Here is a 14,230-nt window from a genome sequence, read left to right as displayed (position 1 = left end):
GAAAATATTAGTTTCCCGGCCTCGGATCACCAAATGAAAGGTCATCCTTACCGCCATGGACCTGCGCTGATGCACCTGCGAAGCCGCGCGAGCCACTCATTTCGGCTAAGTTTCCACGACATGACCGGAAGTGGTCCGGGCGAGCTTCTCACGGGGGGTCCTGTGCCTCGCCGTCGCGCTCGTCGCCCTCGCCCTGACGGGCGCCGCCGTGTCGTAGGCCGGAGGCCGCGGTGGCCGGTACGAGACCGGACCCCGGAACTACTGACACCCTGCGTGGGATCGTGTCCGCTCCGCGGTCAGGATCCCACGCGGACTACGCGGCGCCGATGGCGTCCAGCTCCGCGAGTGCGTCCTCCGGGAGCTCCAGCGCGGCGCCGGCGACGTTCTCGCGCAGGTGCGCAATCGAAGAGGTGCCGGGGATCAGCAGGATGTTCGGCGAACGCTGCAGCAGCCAGGCGAGGGCGACCGCCATCGGCGTAGCGCCGAGCCGGGCCGCGACAGCGTTCAGCGCGTCCGACTGCAGCGGGCTGAACCCGCCGAGCGGGAAGTAGGGAACGTACGCGATGCCTTGCGCCGCTAGCGAATCCACCAGGTTGTCGTCGACGCGGTGGGCGATGTTGTAGAAGTTCTGCACGCACGCGACGGGTGCGATCGACTGCGCCTCCGCGACCTGCTCGGCGGTCACTGTGCTCACGCCGAGGTGCCGGATCAGCCCCTGCTGCTGCAGCTCGGCGAGCGCGGTGAAGGGCTCGGTGATCGAGCCGGCGCTGGGGGTGTCGAAGTCGCCGACGCGCAGGTTCACCACGTCGATCACGTCGAGGCCGAGGCGCTCGAGGTTCTCGTCGACGGCACGGCGCAGGTCGTCCGGCTCCAGGGCCGGCGGCCAGCCTCCGGTGTCGTCGCGGCGGGCCCCGACCTTGGTCACGATGTGCAGGGACTCCGGGTAGGGGTGCAATGCCTCGCGGATGATCTCGTTGGTGACGAAAGGGCCGTAGTAGTCGCTGGTGTCGATGTGCGTGATGCCGAGGTCGATCACGTCGTGCAGCACCTCGATCGCCGCCTCGCGGTCGGCGGGCGGGCCGAAGACGTGCGGCCCCGCGAGTTGCATGGCGCCGTAACCGAATCGCGTGACCGTGAGGTCGCCGCCGAGGTCGAACGTGCCGCCGGGCAGAGTTGTTGCAGTCATGGATCCATCATTGCATCGCGATCGCCCGATGTCAGTGCCCGTGTTTGGCCTCGCGGACCTTCCGCCAGCGCTCCATCATCTCGGGGAGCTCGCCGATCATGAACTCGAAGAAGTCACGCATCACTGACAGCCGCTCCGCAGCCGGTCCGCCCGTCGGCAGCTCCTCGATCCCCTCGATCGCAACGTCGCGCCACCGCTCCAGGATCGGATTGCGAGAGGCGAAGGCCTCGTACCAGATGTCGTCACCGAGCGTGATCAGGCTGTGCCGCGACCCCGGGACGTGCGTGCGGCGGATCATGCTCGTCTGCTCGAGGTAGCGCACGGCACCGGACACGGCACCGGCGGACACCTGTAGCCGCTCCGCGACCTGCGACGGTGTGAGCGCCGCTTCCGGCGATGTCAGGACCGCGGCGAAGACGCGGGATGCCATGCGCTGCATACCCGCGTCCACGAACGCGGCTGCCATGTTCTCCACGAAGTCCGGCGCGTCCATGCAGGTCACGATAGCCACAATTCAGACACTTCACAAATTTGTGAACTGAGCGTAGCGTCGGCGACATGACAACTGAAGTCGTTCGGGTCGAGGGCCTGACCAAGACCTTCGGCAGTGCACAGGCACTCACCGGGCTCGACCTCCACGTGACGCCCGGAGAGGTCCACGCCTTCCTCGGCCCCAACGGGGCGGGCAAGTCCACGACCATCCGCGTCCTGCTCGGCCTGCTTCGGAAGACCTCGGGCACCGTCGAGCTACTGGGCGGGGACCCGTGGTCGCAGGCCCCCGAGCTGCACCGCCGCCTCGCCTACGTGCCGGGCGATGTGACCCTGTGGCCCAACCTCTCCGGCGGCGAGATCATCGACCTCCTGGGGCGCCTGCGCGGCGGCCTCGATGAGGCGCGCCGAGCCGAGCTGATCGAGCGCTTCGCCCTCGACCCCGCGAAGAAGGCCCGCACCTACAGCAAGGGCAACCGGCAGAAGGTCGCGCTCGTGGCCGCCTTCGCCGCCCGCGCCGAGCTGATGATCCTCGACGAGCCCACCTCCGGCCTCGACCCGCTCATGGAGGAGGTCTTCACACAGTGCCTCGCCGAGGCGAAGGCCGCTGGCACGTCGATCCTCCTGTCCAGCCACATCCTGTCCGAGGTCGACCGGGTGGCTGACACCATCACCATCATCAAGGACGGTGCGTCCGTCGAGACCGGCTCGCTGGCGTCGCTCCGCCACCTCTCCCGCACCCGGGTCGAGGCGACCCTGGCGCGCCCCGTCGACCTCGCGAACACCGAGGGCGTGCACGACCTGCAGACCGACGGTGACCGCGTCTCGTTCAGCGTCGAGTCCTCCGATCTCGGGCGTCTGCTCGGCGAGCTGGCCGCCGCCGGCCCGACGTCGCTGACCAGCCGTCCGCCCACGCTGGAGGAGCTCTTCCTTCGGCACTACGACACCGCCGGGGCTCAGCGATGAGCGGATTGGGCGCCACCCTGCGGCTGGTCGTGCGGCGCGACCGGATCCAGCTGGTCGTGTGGCTGCTGCTGTACGTGGCGATGGCCGCGTCCGCATACTCGACGGCGAAGACCAACTACGCCGACCAGGCCTCACTCGACTCCGCGGCGCGGGCCGCGAGCGAGAACCCCTCGCTCGTCGCGATGTTCGGCCCCGTGTACTCGGCGACCACCGGCGCGGTGGGCATGATCAAGATGGTCGTCATGATGGCGGCCGCCCTCGGGCTGCTCACCGGCCTGCTGGTGATCCGCCACACCCGCGCCGACGAGGAGTCCGGCCGCCGGGAGATGCTGGGCGCCTCCGCGATCGATCGCACCGCTCCCCCGCTCGCCGCGCTCATCGAGACCACCGCGCTGAGCCTGGCCATCGGCATGCTCAGCGCACTGACGCTGGTCGGCATGGGCGCGGACGCCAAGGGCAGCATCATGTTCGGCGCGCTCTGGGCTTTCACCGGCATCGTCTTCGCCGCGTTCGCGCTGCTGTGCGCGCAGCTCACGGAGGGTGCGCGCGCCGCGCGCGGCCTGTTCGCCGTGGGCCTCGGCGGCGCCTACCTGCTCCGGGCCGCCGGCGACGTCTCCGTCATCCGGACCGACGGGACCCTGCCTGCCGAGCCCGGCTGGGCGTCGTGGCTGTCGCCGCTCGGGTGGGCGCAGCAGATCCGCCCGTTCGCCGACGACCGGCCCTGGCCGATCCTGCTGTTGCTCGGGGCGTCGGTGGTGCTCGCCGGCGTGGCTCTGCGGCTGGCCTCCCAGCGCGACCTGGGTGCGGGCCTGATCCCCGTGGGTCGGGGCCGCGAGCGGGGCAGCGCCGTGCTCGGATCGGTGGAGGCTCTCACCTGGCGGCTGCACCGCGGCCAGCTGATCGGCTGGAGCATCGGCATGCTGGCCGTGGGCCTCGCCTTCGGCGGCATGGGTAGCGCGATCGACTCGCTGGCGGGCAACGAGGGAACGCGGGAGATGCTTGAGCGGCTCGGCGGATCCGGCTCCAGCCTGCTGGACGTCTTCTTCGGCGCCGAGTTCTCGATCATGGGCATGGCGACCGCCGCGCTGGGCATCTCGATCGTCAACACCACCTGCTCCGAGGAGATCTCGGGACGCGCGGAGTACCTGTTGTCGGCCCCGGTGGCGCGACTGCGCTGGTACGCCTCGCATCTCACCGCTGCCATGATCGCGACGACCGTGGTGAGTCTCGCCCTCGGCGTGGGCGTTTCCCTCACGGCGGGCCGGGGGCTGATCGTCCCCGCGCTGGCCGCGCTGCCGGCGGTCTGGGTGATCACGGCGATCGCCGCCCTCGCCGGCGCGATCTCGGCGCGCTGGTCGTCCGTGGGTTGGGTCGTGCTCGCGCTGTGCGTGACCACGATGATCGCCGACGTGCTGCAGCTCCCCGATTGGGTCGCGAAGGTCTCGCCGTTCAAGCACGTCGCGACGCAGCCCGGCGCGGCCGTGCTCACCGGAGCGACGATCACCCTGGTCGTGATCGCCGCCGCGGGCCTGATGCTGGCCGCGTTCTCCGAGTCCCGTCGGGACCTCGCCGCATAGGCCGCGCGCCGGCTTCGGTACGTGTCACCGACACCGCCCACCTGCGCTCAGCCTGCTCGTTCGGGCTGCGTAAGTCGATCAGACAGGCGATGCGTCCCACGCATACCCCTAAAACCGCTGTTCAAGAACATTTCGACGGGCCGGGCGATGCGTCCGGCGCCTACCTTCCGCCGTGTGGCCCAGCGGTCCGCCGCCCGCTCCACCCGGTACATCCGGGAGGGTCTGCATGGGACGCATCGCTTTGCGTGCAGCAACACAGGCGCAGCGCGGAACCGCCCCACCCCGGCGTACAGCGCCACGCCTGTGAGCCCTTCTGCACACCACACTGCATCAGCACCCTGCGATACTGCACTCGTGACTGACAACGCCGATCAGATCCCCGCCGTGACCATCGAATGGACGGCCCTGCCCGGCGACGCCCGGCGCGCGACCCTGTCCGTGCTGAGACAACGGCGCTTCTGGGTGCGGTCGCTGGTGATCGGACTCGTGGTCGGCGTGATCGTCGCCGCGGTCTGCATCGCCACCGGCAGCGGATGGCACTTGGGACTGCTGATCGGCGGGTGCTTCTTCCTCGGCCTGACCCTCGAGGTCGTTCTCGTCTGCATGTTCTCCGCCTACCGACACAACCGCAAGGGGCTCGCCGCTGGTGCGCGCTGGGCCGCGGGCAGCGACGCCACGCGCATCCGTATCGAGAACCCGCTGAACACAATCCTGCTCGACCGCGCCAATGTCGAATCGGTGGAGCGGAACGGTGCGCTCGCCGTGCTCACTGTGCGACCGAAGCAACGCCTCGGCATCCCCGTGGCGCTGCTTCCCGCGCTTCGCCCTGACTCCGCCACCCCGGATCTCATTGACTGAGACGGTTGACGCTTCACCTGAGAGATCCGGGGCTAACTTGAGAGATCAAAAGCCCTGCAAATGACTACTGACCGCAGCGAGCGAGTCAGCTGCGGTCAGTGCCCTCTCAGCATAACAGGAGAGTTGCGGTCATGCATATATCTCATCGCGATTCTTTTCTCACCTGGTTTTCGCGGCGCGGATGCAACGCTCCAGCAACAGCCTTCCGGCGGGGTACGCGGCCAGCGAATCCGGCAGCGAGCCCACCCTGCCGGACTCCAGCACGGCCACCACGTCGCCCGGTTCGGACGGTCCGCCGGGTTCCACGCCGAGCCGGCGCAGCGTCTGCCGCGCGACAGGTTCCGGCGAGTCGAAGACTGCCACCTCCCGCCCCGTCCGCGCCCGCAGCGCCGCCACGATCGGATCCCTGACCAGCCCGTAGTGCGTGCATCCGAGCACCACCGACTCGATCTCGGCGGGGGTCGCCGCGGCCGCGGCCGCGATCGCGGCCGCCACCCGGGCGGGATCGCCGGAGTCGATCGCCTCTGCCAACCCGTAGCAGGGGATCCGATGCGCGAGGGCCGGGTCGGCGAAGGCGTCGATGAGCGAGGTCTGGTAGTCGCTCACCGTGGCGGCGGCCGTCGCCCAGACGGCGAAGGGCCGCCCCGTCGACCCCGCGGGACGGATGGCGGGCACCACCCCGACCACGGGGATCGCGGGCTCGAACCGGGCGCGAGCCGCCTCCAGCGCGTACATGGAACCGGTGTTGCAGGCGACGATGATCGCGTCCACGTCGTACCGGGCGGCCGCCCCCGCCATCGCGACGACGCACTCGGAGATCCGTGCGGGTTCCAGCAGGCCGTAGGGCATGTTGTCGGGGTCGCGGGCGAGCACCAGCTCGGTGTCGGGCCGCACGCGGGAGAGGGCGTCGGCGTAGTTGACCATCCCGAAACCCGAGTCGATCACCGCAACGCGCATGACCCGAATTTACCGGGCGAGCCGCAACCGGAAGACGGTGGTGGCGCCCTCACGCCGGTAGTCGACGTCGCCGCCCAGCAGGCGGGCGTTGTCCCGTGCGATCGCCAGGCCGAGGCCCGCTCCCCCGCCGGCGCCCCGCGAGCGCGCCTCCTGCGCCTTCGCGAACCGGCCGAAGACCCGCTCCTCGTCGCCGGGCGGCACGCCCGGCCCGTGATCGCGGACCTCGACGATCGCACCGTCGGCCGACGGTGCGACGGTCACTGTCACGGGCGGGGCGCCGTGCCGGACCGCGTTGCCCACCAGGTTGGTGACCACCGCGATCACGCGGCGGCGGTCGGACTCGACGGTGAGCGGCGCACCGTCGACCTCGACGGTGCGCCAGCCGCGGGCGGAGAGCGCACCGCGCAGGGCTCCCACCAGCTCGAATGGCGCGCTCCGCACCTCGGCCGCCCCGGCGTCGAGGCGGGTCATCTCCAGCAGGTCATCGACGAGGTCAGCGAGGGTGTCGACCTCCGAGGCGACGAGCTCCGAGGCGCGGCGCAGGTCGGAGTCTGCGGCGAGGGTCGCGGCCTCCTCGCGCAGCACCTCGGCGGCAGGGACGAGCGCGGCGAGCGGGCTGCGCAGCTCGTGCGAGACATCCCCGACGAACCGCCGCGACCGCGCATCCTGGTGGCGCAGTACATCGATCGACTCGTTCTGCCGATCGAGCATGGAATTGAAGGTGCCGGTCAGATCGCGCAGCTCGGTCACGTTGGTCGCGGGCAAGCGGGCCTCGGTGTCGCCGTCCGTGACCCGCGCGGCGACGGACTGGATCCGGCTGAGCGGCCGAGTCACCGTGCGGGCGACGACCAGCGCGACGAGGATGCCGAGCAGAGCGCTCCCTGCCACGGCGACGACGACCAGCAACGTAAGCCGGCTCAGCCTGGGCCCGACGTTCGCGAGCGGCTGCACCCCGTAGACCACGACGCTCTCGGCGTCGAAGAGCGATGGCCGGGGAACGCTGTGCGCGATCAGCACATTGCCGTCCGGCAACCGTTGGAAGCGGTACAGCGACGGCACCTTCTCGAGCTCGCGGCGCATCGTCCCGGGGAAATCCTGCGGGGGCGCGGAGCCCTGGCGGACGGTCGCACCGTCGACCTCCACGGTGTAGTCGCCCGGAAGAAACTCACCGATGCTCGATCGGCCTCCCGGCGACACCCCGCCGCTGCCCGGCGCCGGCATCCCCTGGCGCTCGAAGGTCTCCATATCGTGCCGGAACGTGGTGAGCACGGCTTCCTGCGCGTCCTGATACACCCAGTCCCGCACCACCATCGCGACCGCGACGCCGGTCACGCCCGCCGTCAGGCAGGTCACGATCACGATGATCGCGAGGATCCGAGTGCGCAGGCCCGCGATCACGGCGTGGGCCGGAACCGGTAGCCGAAGCCCCGCACCGTCTCGATGTGGCTGGACCCGTCAGCTGGGTCGATCTTGGGGCGCAGCCGCAGGATCGCGTTGTCCACCAGCCGGGAGTCGCCGAGGAAGTCCTGGTTCCAGGCCATCGCCAGCAGCTGCTCGCGACTGAGCACCTGGCCCGGATGGTCGGCGAAGGCGTACATCAGCCGCTTCTCGGTGGGCGTGAGCGGCAGAGGCGCCCCGTCGCGCAGCACCTCCGCGCCGGAACGGTCGACGGTCAGCGGGCCGTCGTTCGACGGGACCGCGGGCTCGGCCGGCAGCGGCGGAGCCGGGTCCACGGACGGCGCGGAGCGGCGCAGGGCGGCCTTGATCCGCGCGTCGAGCACGCGCGGGCTGACGGGCTTGACCACGTAGTCGTCGGCGCCGGCCTCGAGCCCGGCGACGGTGTCGATGTCGTCGGAGCGGGCCGTGAGCATGAGGATCGGGACGGTGCTGGAGCGGCGGATGCGGCGGCACACCGCGAAGCCGTCCTCACCGGGCAGGCCCACGTCGAGGATCACCGCGTCGGCGCCGGTCACCCGCTCCTCGAGGTCGTCCGTGGCGGCGGGCAGGTGCTCGACGGTGTGGTCGAGCCGGCCGAGCGAGAGCGTCAGCGCGTCGACGATCGCCGGGTCATCCTCGATGAGCAGCAGTCTGACCACCCGTGAGGCTCCCTTCCACGTCGGAGGTCCACGCCCAGACGGCCTGGCCGACCCGGACCACCGCGGCGGAGCCGACGGCCACCAACCATGCTCCCAGGACATCGCCGGGGCGGTGCCACTGTTGGGCGACGACGAGGACGGAGACCACGCTCCCGGCGCCGACGGCGACGAGGAGCGCCAGGGCCCGGTAGCGCCGCGCGGCGGAGCCGACCAGGATCACCGCGAGCGCCGCGACCACGGCCACGGTGTTCGACGGGAACGAGTTGAGCGCGGGGCCGATGCCGAAGGAGGGCCGCTCGATCAGTGCTTTGAGCAGGTAGGCGCCGGCGACCGTCGAGGCGAGGACGAGCGCGGCCGAGACGGCGACCGTCTTGGACCTGCGGCTCGCGACGACCGCGGCCACGAGGAGGCCACCGGCCGCGAGCATGGGGAGCTGGTACCGGCCCAGAGCGCCCTCGACGGGGTTCTCGACCCCGAACGCGGCGGCGATCATCCGCATGAGCTCGTGGTCGACGTCCTGGCCCGATGCAGTGCCGACGACCGCGAGGTAGAGCCCGGCGAAGGCCAGCGCGGCGACGACGGCGGTCGTTGCGGCGGTCCAAGGGCGTGTGGTTGCGAACATGACGTCGAGAATTGTCCCCCATCGTCGTCGGCCCGACTCCGTTTCGCCCCGCGAATGTCACAGCCGTGTCGCAATCCGCGCCGGGCGAGGGCCACGCGCGCACAACTCTTCCCTAACGGGAGGGTAGAGTTCGGTCTGTTCGCGCGGTGGACCCGCGCCACAGCTCATTCACCGCACCCGGCTCATTGCCGCGTGGTGCGACCGATGCACGAAGGATCCGATTGATGACAGTCCACACGCGCACGGCGCGGTTCGTCCGGGACAGCGACGTCGTGGCCGCGCTGCGCAGCCCGCAGCGCCTCAAGACCGAGACGCTCGCGGGTCTCGTGGTGGCGCTGGCACTGATCCCGGAGGCGATCTCCTTCTCGATCATCGCCGGTGTCGATCCGCGCGTCGGGCTGTTCGCCTCGTTCACCATGGCGGTCACGATCGCGGTCGTCGGCGGTAGGCCCGCCATGATCTCGGCCGCCACCGGCGCGGTCGCGCTGGTCGTCGCCCCCATCGCACGCGAGCACGGCCTGGACTATCTACTCGCGACCGTGATCCTCGCCGGCGTCCTCCAGATCGTGCTCAGCGCCCTCGGCGTGGCGAAGCTGATGCGATTCATCCCGAGATCGGTGATGGTCGGATTCGTCAACGCCCTCGCGATCCTGATCTTCCTCGCCCAGGTACCGCACATGACCGGCGTGCCATGGCTCGTGTACCCGATGATCGCCGCTGGCCTGCTCATCATGATCGGCCTGCCGCGGCTCACCACCGCGGTGCCGGCACCGCTGGTGGCGATCGTCCTGCTGACCGGGGTCACGATGGTCGCCGGCCTCGCCGTCCCGAACGTCGGCGACGAGGGCGAATTGCCGAGCACCCTGCCGCAGTGGTTGATCCCCGATGTCCCGTACGACCTGGACACGCTGCGGCTGATCGCGCCGTACGCCCTCGCGGTGGCCCTCGTCGGCCTGCTCGAATCGCTCATGACCGCCAAACTGGTCGACGACATCACCGACACCCACTCCGACAAGACCCGCGAGGGCTGGGGGCAGGGCGTGGCGAACGTGGTGACTGGCTTCTTCGGCGGCATGGGCGGCTGCGCGATGATCGGCCAGACGATGATCAACGTCAAAAGTTCCGGCGCCAGAACGCGGATCTCGACCTTCCTCGCCGGCTTGTTCGTCCTGATTCTCGTCGTCGGCCTCGGGGACCTCGTCGCGCGCATCCCGATGGCAGCTCTGGTGGCGGTGATGATCATGGTCGCGGTCGCCACCTTCGACTGGCACAGCATCGCCCCGGCGACCCTGCGGCGCATGCCGCGCAGCGAGACCGCGGTCATGCTCGTCACCGTCGCGATCACCGTCGCCAGCCACAACCTCGCGTACGGCGTCGTCGGCGGCGTCATCGTCGCAACACTCCTGCTCGTCCGGCGAGTCGCGCATTTCACCGAGGTCGTTCCCACTGAGTCCGCCACCCCGGGGACGCGCACCTACCGCGTGCAGGGCGAGCTCTTCTTCGCCTCCAGCAACGATTTGGTCCACCAGTTCGACTACGTCAACGACCCGCAGCACGTGACCGTCGACCTGTCCGCGACGCACGTCTGGGACGCGTCGAGCGTCGCGGCACTCGATGCGATCGAGACCAAGTACCGCGGCAAGGGCAAAAAGGTCGAGTTCGTCGGACTCGACGCGGCATCCGCGGAGCGACACGGCCGCCTCAGCGGGCACCTCGGCGGCGACAACTAGGCTCGCGGCATGGCAGACGCACCGGAGATCGGCCGCCTCCTCCAGATCGGGCAGGTCGCCGAGGCCACGGGCCTCTCCCTCAAGACAATCCGGCACTACGACGAAGTCGGCCTGGTCACGCCGTCCGAGCGGAGCCCTGGAGGATTCCGCCTGTACACCTCCTCCGACGTCGAGCGCCTGCTCGTGATCCGCCGCATGAAGCCCCTCGGCTTCACCCTCGAGCAGATGCGGGATCTCCTCGCGGCGTTGGACTCGCTCGCCGACGACGCGGCGGCGAACGAGGTGCGCGCCGACGCCGCGGTCTTCGTCGACCAGTGCTCGGACGCCGCGCAGCAGCGCTGCGCCGAACTCCGGGCACAGCTTGCGATCGCCGAGGAGTTCGCGAGCACCCTTGCCGGGATCGCCCGCCGGCCCTGACGATCGGAACCGCGAAACGCGCGACGCCGCGGGGGTGAGGTCCGCGGCGCCGCGCCGGCGCCCGCTAGGCGTGGGTGAGGGTGTCCGCCTCCACGACCGCCGAGTCCGTCACGCGCAGCACTCGGCCGGACGCGATGTCGAAGAACAGGCCGATGACCTCGACCCGGCCCGCGGCGACCGCGTCCCGCACCAGCGGATGCTCGGCGACCGCCGCCACCTGTACGGCGACGTTGACCAGGGAGAGCTGATCAGCGGTGCCGAATCCGAGGTCCGCCGCTGCGGCGCGGACCGGGTGCCCGGCGCGGAAGGCCGCGGTCGACGGGACCGCGTGCTCGATCCAACGCTCGATCGTCGGGGGGACGTCGGGCGAGGTGAGTGCGACGCCCATCGCCCCGCACGCCGAGTGCCCGCAGACGATGACCTGCTGGACCGCGAGCTGGTCGACGGCGTAGGCGAGCGAGGCCTCGAGCGACGGGTCCGTGCCCGCAGGCGGGACCAGGTTGCCCACGTTGCGGACAGTGAACAGATCGCCCGGGCCGCTGCCGGTGATGACGTTCGGCACCACCCGCGAGTCGGCGCAGGTCAGGAACAGGGCCTCTGGCTTCTGTCCGCCGCTGAGCTGGTCGAAGTCGTCGCTGAGCAGCGCCGCGTGCCGCCGGTGGTAGCGGGCGATCCCGTCCGCGAGGCCGCCGCGGGCGTGCGCGCGCCAGGGCAGCAGGCCGCGCTCGGCCGGCCGTTCGGTGGTCCGACGGGGCGTCACGGTGGCCGCCGCGTCGAGGGCCGCGCCACCGAGGTCGTCGACGGTGACGGTTCCGCCCGCAGCCCGGTAGCGCCGCGCCCACTCCTGGATCTCCTCCGCCGCGGGGTGGTCGAGGAAGTCGACGGTCAGCTCGATCGCGACGTCCTGCCCCGGCGGGACGGTGGCGAGGACCCTCGTCAGGCGGGGCAGGGAGAAGAAGGACAGCGTCCCGTCGACGGTGACATGCCAGCGGCCGGCACCGTCGACCACGGCCTCGATGTGGGCCCGCGCGACGCGCCACAGGACGAGGACCAGCGCGACGACCAACCCGGCGAACACACCTTCGAGCAGGTTGAGGAACAGGACGCCGCCAATGGTGACGGCGTAGACGAGCAGGTCGCCGGTGCGGCGGGCGGTGCGGATGTGGGCGATCTTCACCAGCTGGACACCGATCACGATGAGCAGGCCCGCGAGGGCTGAGGTGGGGATCTTCTCGACGAGGCCGGAAAGCGCAACGGAGAACAGCAGCAACCAGACACCGTGCAGGACCGCGGACCAGCGGGTGCGGGCTCCGGCAGCGACATTGGTGGCGCTGCGCACGATGACGCCGGTCACGGGCAGGCCGCCGAGCAGACCGGATACAGTGTTGGCGGCGCCCTGGCCGACGAGCTCCCGGTCGAGGTTCGTCTTCGGGCCATCGTGCATGCGGTCCGTGGCGACCGCGGAGAGCAGGGATTCGACGCTGGCGATGAGCGCAACGGTGAGGACGCCCAGGGCGACGGCGCCCCAGTTCCCGGTGGGCATGGCGGGCAGGCCGATCGCGTCGATGATGGATCCGTTGAGGCGGATCCGCTCAACGTTCATCGGGACGACGAGGGAGAGGACCGTCGCGGCCGTCACCGCGACGAGCGCGCCGGGGACGCGGCGCCACGCCGCGGGCAGCTTCGGCCAGAGCACCATCACCGCGATCACCACCAGACCGACGGCGAGGTCGGGCCAGTGCAGGGCACTGATCCGTGAGGGGAGCTCGGTGAGGTTCTGCAGCACCGAGCTGCGCGAGGCGCCGCCGAGCAGGACGTGGGCCTGCTGGATCACGATCGTGACGCCGATGCCGGCGAGCATGGCGTGCACCACGACCGGCGAGATGGCCAGCGCCGCACGCGCGATCCGGCTCAGGCCCAGGCCGATCTGCACCATGCCTGCGGCAACGGTGATCGCGGTGGTCACCTTCCAGCCGAAGGTTGCGATGAGTTCGGCGACCACCACCGTCAGGCCTGCGGCCGGGCCGCTGACGAGCAGCGGCGAGCCGCCCATCAGGCCGCCGACGATGCCGCCGATCACGCCCGCGATGAGGCCCGCCATGAGCGGTGCACCCGAGGCCAGCGCGATGCCGAGGGACAGCGGCAACGCCACGAGGAAGACGACGATCGACGACGGGCCGTCGAAACGCGCTATGTCTCTGAGTTTCTCCTGCATGGGCACCACTGTGCTGGCGCGGTGTGGCCGCGCCACCGCGATGCCGTGAAGATTCCGTGAAGACGACTGTCAGGGCGCCGGGAGCGTGAACGCGAAGACGGCGCCGCGGCCGGGACCGTCGGACTCGACCCACAGGTGACCGTCGTGCGCGGTCACGATGGCGCGGCTGATGGTGAGGCCCACGCCGCTGCCGCCGTGGTCACGATCCCGGGCGATGTCGGTGCGGTAGAAACGCTCGAAGATCCAGGGTAGGTGCTCGGCGGCGATACCGTCGCCGTGATCGATCACCGCGATCCGGATCCGACGGTGCGGATGGCCGTCGGCCTCGACCTCGACGGAGCCACCCGGATCGCTGTGCCGCAACGCGTTCGACAGCAGGTTCGCCAGTACCTGGTCGAGCCGCTGGCGGTCCGCACGGATCACGCGACGCGCCCCAGCGCCGATCCGCACATGCAGCCGGACCCCCTGATCCGCGTACGCCCGCGCCGCCGCCGCGGCCGCGGCCTCGAGCGCCTCCACCACGTCGACCGCGCTGGGCCGCAGGTTCAGCGCGCCCTCCTCCGCGTGCGAGACGGACAGCACGTCGTCGGTGAGCCTCGCGAGGCGCGTGGTCTGCGTGCGCAACATGGTGAGGGTCGCGGCGTCCGGCTCGACGACCCCGTCCGCGATGCCTTCGAGGTAGCCGTCGAGAACGCTGACCGGCGTACGGATCTCATGCGCGAGGTCGGCGAGCAGACGTCGCCGGGACTGGTCGCTCGATTCGAGTTGCACCGCCATCTCGTTGAACGCCGACACGAGCCCGTCCGCCTCCGGACCCAGCGCGACGGGGGCGACGCGCACCCCCGAGCGACCGTCGGCGACCTGCCGCGCGGCGCCCTCCAGCTTGGCCATCGTGCGACCCAGGCGACGCGCGATGAAGACGCTCGCCACGACGGAGAAGGCCACCGCGGAACCGAATCCGAAGAGCACGGCGACCACGTTCACTGATACGACGCCGGGGCGCCCCAGGATCTGCGGCCACACCACGAAGTCGACGACGGCGGTCATCGCGAGCGTCCCGAGCGAGACGGCCATGAGCATGCCGCCCATGCGTCCGCCCATCCCGATGTCGCGCATC

13 protein-coding genes are annotated in these 14,230 nt (G+C 70.7%); 5 read left to right on the top strand and 8 right to left on the bottom strand.

The window, feature by feature from the left end; translation table 11 throughout:
- Positions 1-313: 313 nt before the first annotated feature.
- Together HNP44_RS05905 and HNP44_RS05900 are read right to left on the bottom strand one after the other, a co-directional pair.
- The gene (locus HNP44_RS05905) at positions 314-1,186 is read right to left on the bottom strand and encodes an aldo/keto reductase family oxidoreductase (protein WP_310437658.1); all 873 of its coding nucleotides are present in this window, start codon (positions 1,184-1,186) and stop codon (positions 314-316) included.
- A gap of 31 nt (positions 1,187-1,217) precedes the next feature.
- Entirely contained in the window at positions 1,218-1,679 is a 462-nt protein-coding gene (locus HNP44_RS05900; RefSeq protein WP_259142135.1) for a GbsR/MarR family transcriptional regulator, read from the bottom strand.
- A gap of 65 nt (positions 1,680-1,744) precedes the next feature.
- On the opposite strand from HNP44_RS05900, the gene HNP44_RS05895 reads away from it, so the two are divergent.
- The 3 genes from HNP44_RS05895 (at position 1,745) to HNP44_RS05885 (ending at position 5,076) form a co-directional block, all read left to right on the top strand.
- Complete coding sequence (locus HNP44_RS05895; RefSeq protein WP_259142136.1) at positions 1,745-2,641, top strand: ABC transporter ATP-binding protein; 897 nt, start codon at positions 1,745-1,747, stop codon at positions 2,639-2,641.
- Complete coding sequence (locus tag HNP44_RS05890) at positions 2,638-4,218, top strand: ABC transporter permease (RefSeq protein ID WP_259142137.1); 1,581 nt, start codon at positions 2,638-2,640, stop codon at positions 4,216-4,218. The genes HNP44_RS05895 and HNP44_RS05890 overlap by 4 nt, the downstream gene beginning before the upstream one ends.
- Positions 4,219-4,572: 354 nt before the next feature.
- Entirely contained in the window at positions 4,573-5,076 is a 504-nt protein-coding gene (locus HNP44_RS05885) for a hypothetical protein (protein WP_259142138.1), read from the top strand.
- A 159-nt stretch (positions 5,077-5,235) separates the two neighbouring features.
- On the opposite strand, the gene HNP44_RS05880 is transcribed toward HNP44_RS05885, so the two are convergent.
- From HNP44_RS05880 to HNP44_RS05865, 4 genes are read right to left on the bottom strand one after another with little or no spacing between them, the layout of a single operon-like run.
- Entirely contained in the window at positions 5,236-6,033 is a 798-nt protein-coding gene (locus tag HNP44_RS05880) for a glutamate racemase (protein ID WP_259142139.1), read from the bottom strand.
- Between the two features lie 9 nt (positions 6,034-6,042).
- Entirely contained in the window at positions 6,043-7,431 is a 1,389-nt protein-coding gene (locus tag HNP44_RS05875; RefSeq protein ID WP_259142140.1) for a sensor histidine kinase, read from the bottom strand.
- A complete protein-coding gene (locus HNP44_RS05870; protein ID WP_259142141.1) occupies positions 7,428-8,129 on the bottom strand; it encodes a response regulator transcription factor in 702 nt (233 codons plus the stop codon). Before HNP44_RS05870 ends, HNP44_RS05875 begins: the two co-directional genes overlap by 4 nt.
- The gene (locus tag HNP44_RS05865) at positions 8,101-8,751 is read right to left on the bottom strand and encodes a phosphatase PAP2 family protein (protein WP_259142143.1); all 651 of its coding nucleotides are present in this window, start codon (positions 8,749-8,751) and stop codon (positions 8,101-8,103) included. The genes HNP44_RS05870 and HNP44_RS05865 overlap by 29 nt, the downstream gene beginning before the upstream one ends.
- 224 nt (positions 8,752-8,975) lie before the next feature.
- On the opposite strand from HNP44_RS05865, the gene HNP44_RS05860 reads away from it, so the two are divergent.
- Entirely contained in the window at positions 8,976-10,481 is a 1,506-nt protein-coding gene (locus HNP44_RS05860) for a SulP family inorganic anion transporter (RefSeq protein ID WP_259142145.1), read from the top strand.
- Between the two features lie 9 nt (positions 10,482-10,490).
- Complete coding sequence (locus HNP44_RS05855; protein ID WP_259142147.1) at positions 10,491-10,898, top strand: MerR family transcriptional regulator; 408 nt, start codon at positions 10,491-10,493, stop codon at positions 10,896-10,898.
- 64 nt (positions 10,899-10,962) lie between these two features.
- Here the strand turns inward: HNP44_RS05855 and HNP44_RS05850 are convergent, their stop codons facing one another.
- Both HNP44_RS05850 and HNP44_RS05845 read right to left on the bottom strand, forming a co-directional pair.
- Complete coding sequence (locus HNP44_RS05850) at positions 10,963-13,113, bottom strand: bifunctional SulP family inorganic anion transporter/carbonic anhydrase (protein ID WP_259142149.1); 2,151 nt, start codon at positions 13,111-13,113, stop codon at positions 10,963-10,965.
- 69 nt (positions 13,114-13,182) lie between these two features.
- Positions 13,183-14,229 (bottom strand): sensor histidine kinase, encoded by a 1,047-nt coding sequence (locus HNP44_RS05845; RefSeq protein ID WP_259142151.1) that lies wholly within the window; start codon positions 14,227-14,229, stop codon positions 13,183-13,185.
- Position 14,230: the final 1 nt, after the last annotated feature.

The sequence above is a fragment of the Tsukamurella ocularis genome, from assembly GCF_024807615.1.
In the GTDB taxonomy this organism is placed as follows: Bacteria; Actinomycetota; Actinomycetes; order Mycobacteriales; family Mycobacteriaceae; genus Tsukamurella; species Tsukamurella ocularis.
Note: the sequence above shows the minus strand (reverse complement) of the source record. Positions and strands in the feature narration are given on the sequence as shown.

Bases quoted from the DNA above. Each gene is read 5' to 3' on its own strand.
- HNP44_RS05905 (WP_310437658.1), bottom strand. From the start codon at position 1,186: ATGACTGCAACAACTCTGCCCGGCGGCACGTTCGACCTCGGCGGCGAC.
- HNP44_RS05900 (WP_259142135.1), bottom strand. From the start codon at position 1,679: ATGGACGCGCCGGACTTCGTGGAGAACATGGCAGCCGCGTTCGTGGAC.
- HNP44_RS05895 (WP_259142136.1), top strand. From the start codon at position 1,745: ATGACAACTGAAGTCGTTCGGGTCGAGGGCCTGACCAAGACCTTCGGC.
- HNP44_RS05890 (WP_259142137.1), top strand. From the start codon at position 2,638: ATGAGCGGATTGGGCGCCACCCTGCGGCTGGTCGTGCGGCGCGACCGG.
- HNP44_RS05880 (WP_259142139.1), bottom strand. From the start codon at position 6,033: ATGCGCGTTGCGGTGATCGACTCGGGTTTCGGGATGGTCAACTACGCC.
- HNP44_RS05865 (WP_259142143.1), bottom strand. From the start codon at position 8,751: ATGTTCGCAACCACACGCCCTTGGACCGCCGCAACGACCGCCGTCGTC.
- HNP44_RS05860 (WP_259142145.1), top strand. From the start codon at position 8,976: ATGACAGTCCACACGCGCACGGCGCGGTTCGTCCGGGACAGCGACGTC.
- HNP44_RS05855 (WP_259142147.1), top strand. From the start codon at position 10,491: ATGGCAGACGCACCGGAGATCGGCCGCCTCCTCCAGATCGGGCAGGTC.
- HNP44_RS05850 (WP_259142149.1), bottom strand. From the start codon at position 13,113: ATGCAGGAGAAACTCAGAGACATAGCGCGTTTCGACGGCCCGTCGTCG.
- HNP44_RS05845 (WP_259142151.1), bottom strand. From the start codon at position 14,229: ATGCGCGACATCGGGATGGGCGGACGCATGGGCGGCATGCTCATGGCC.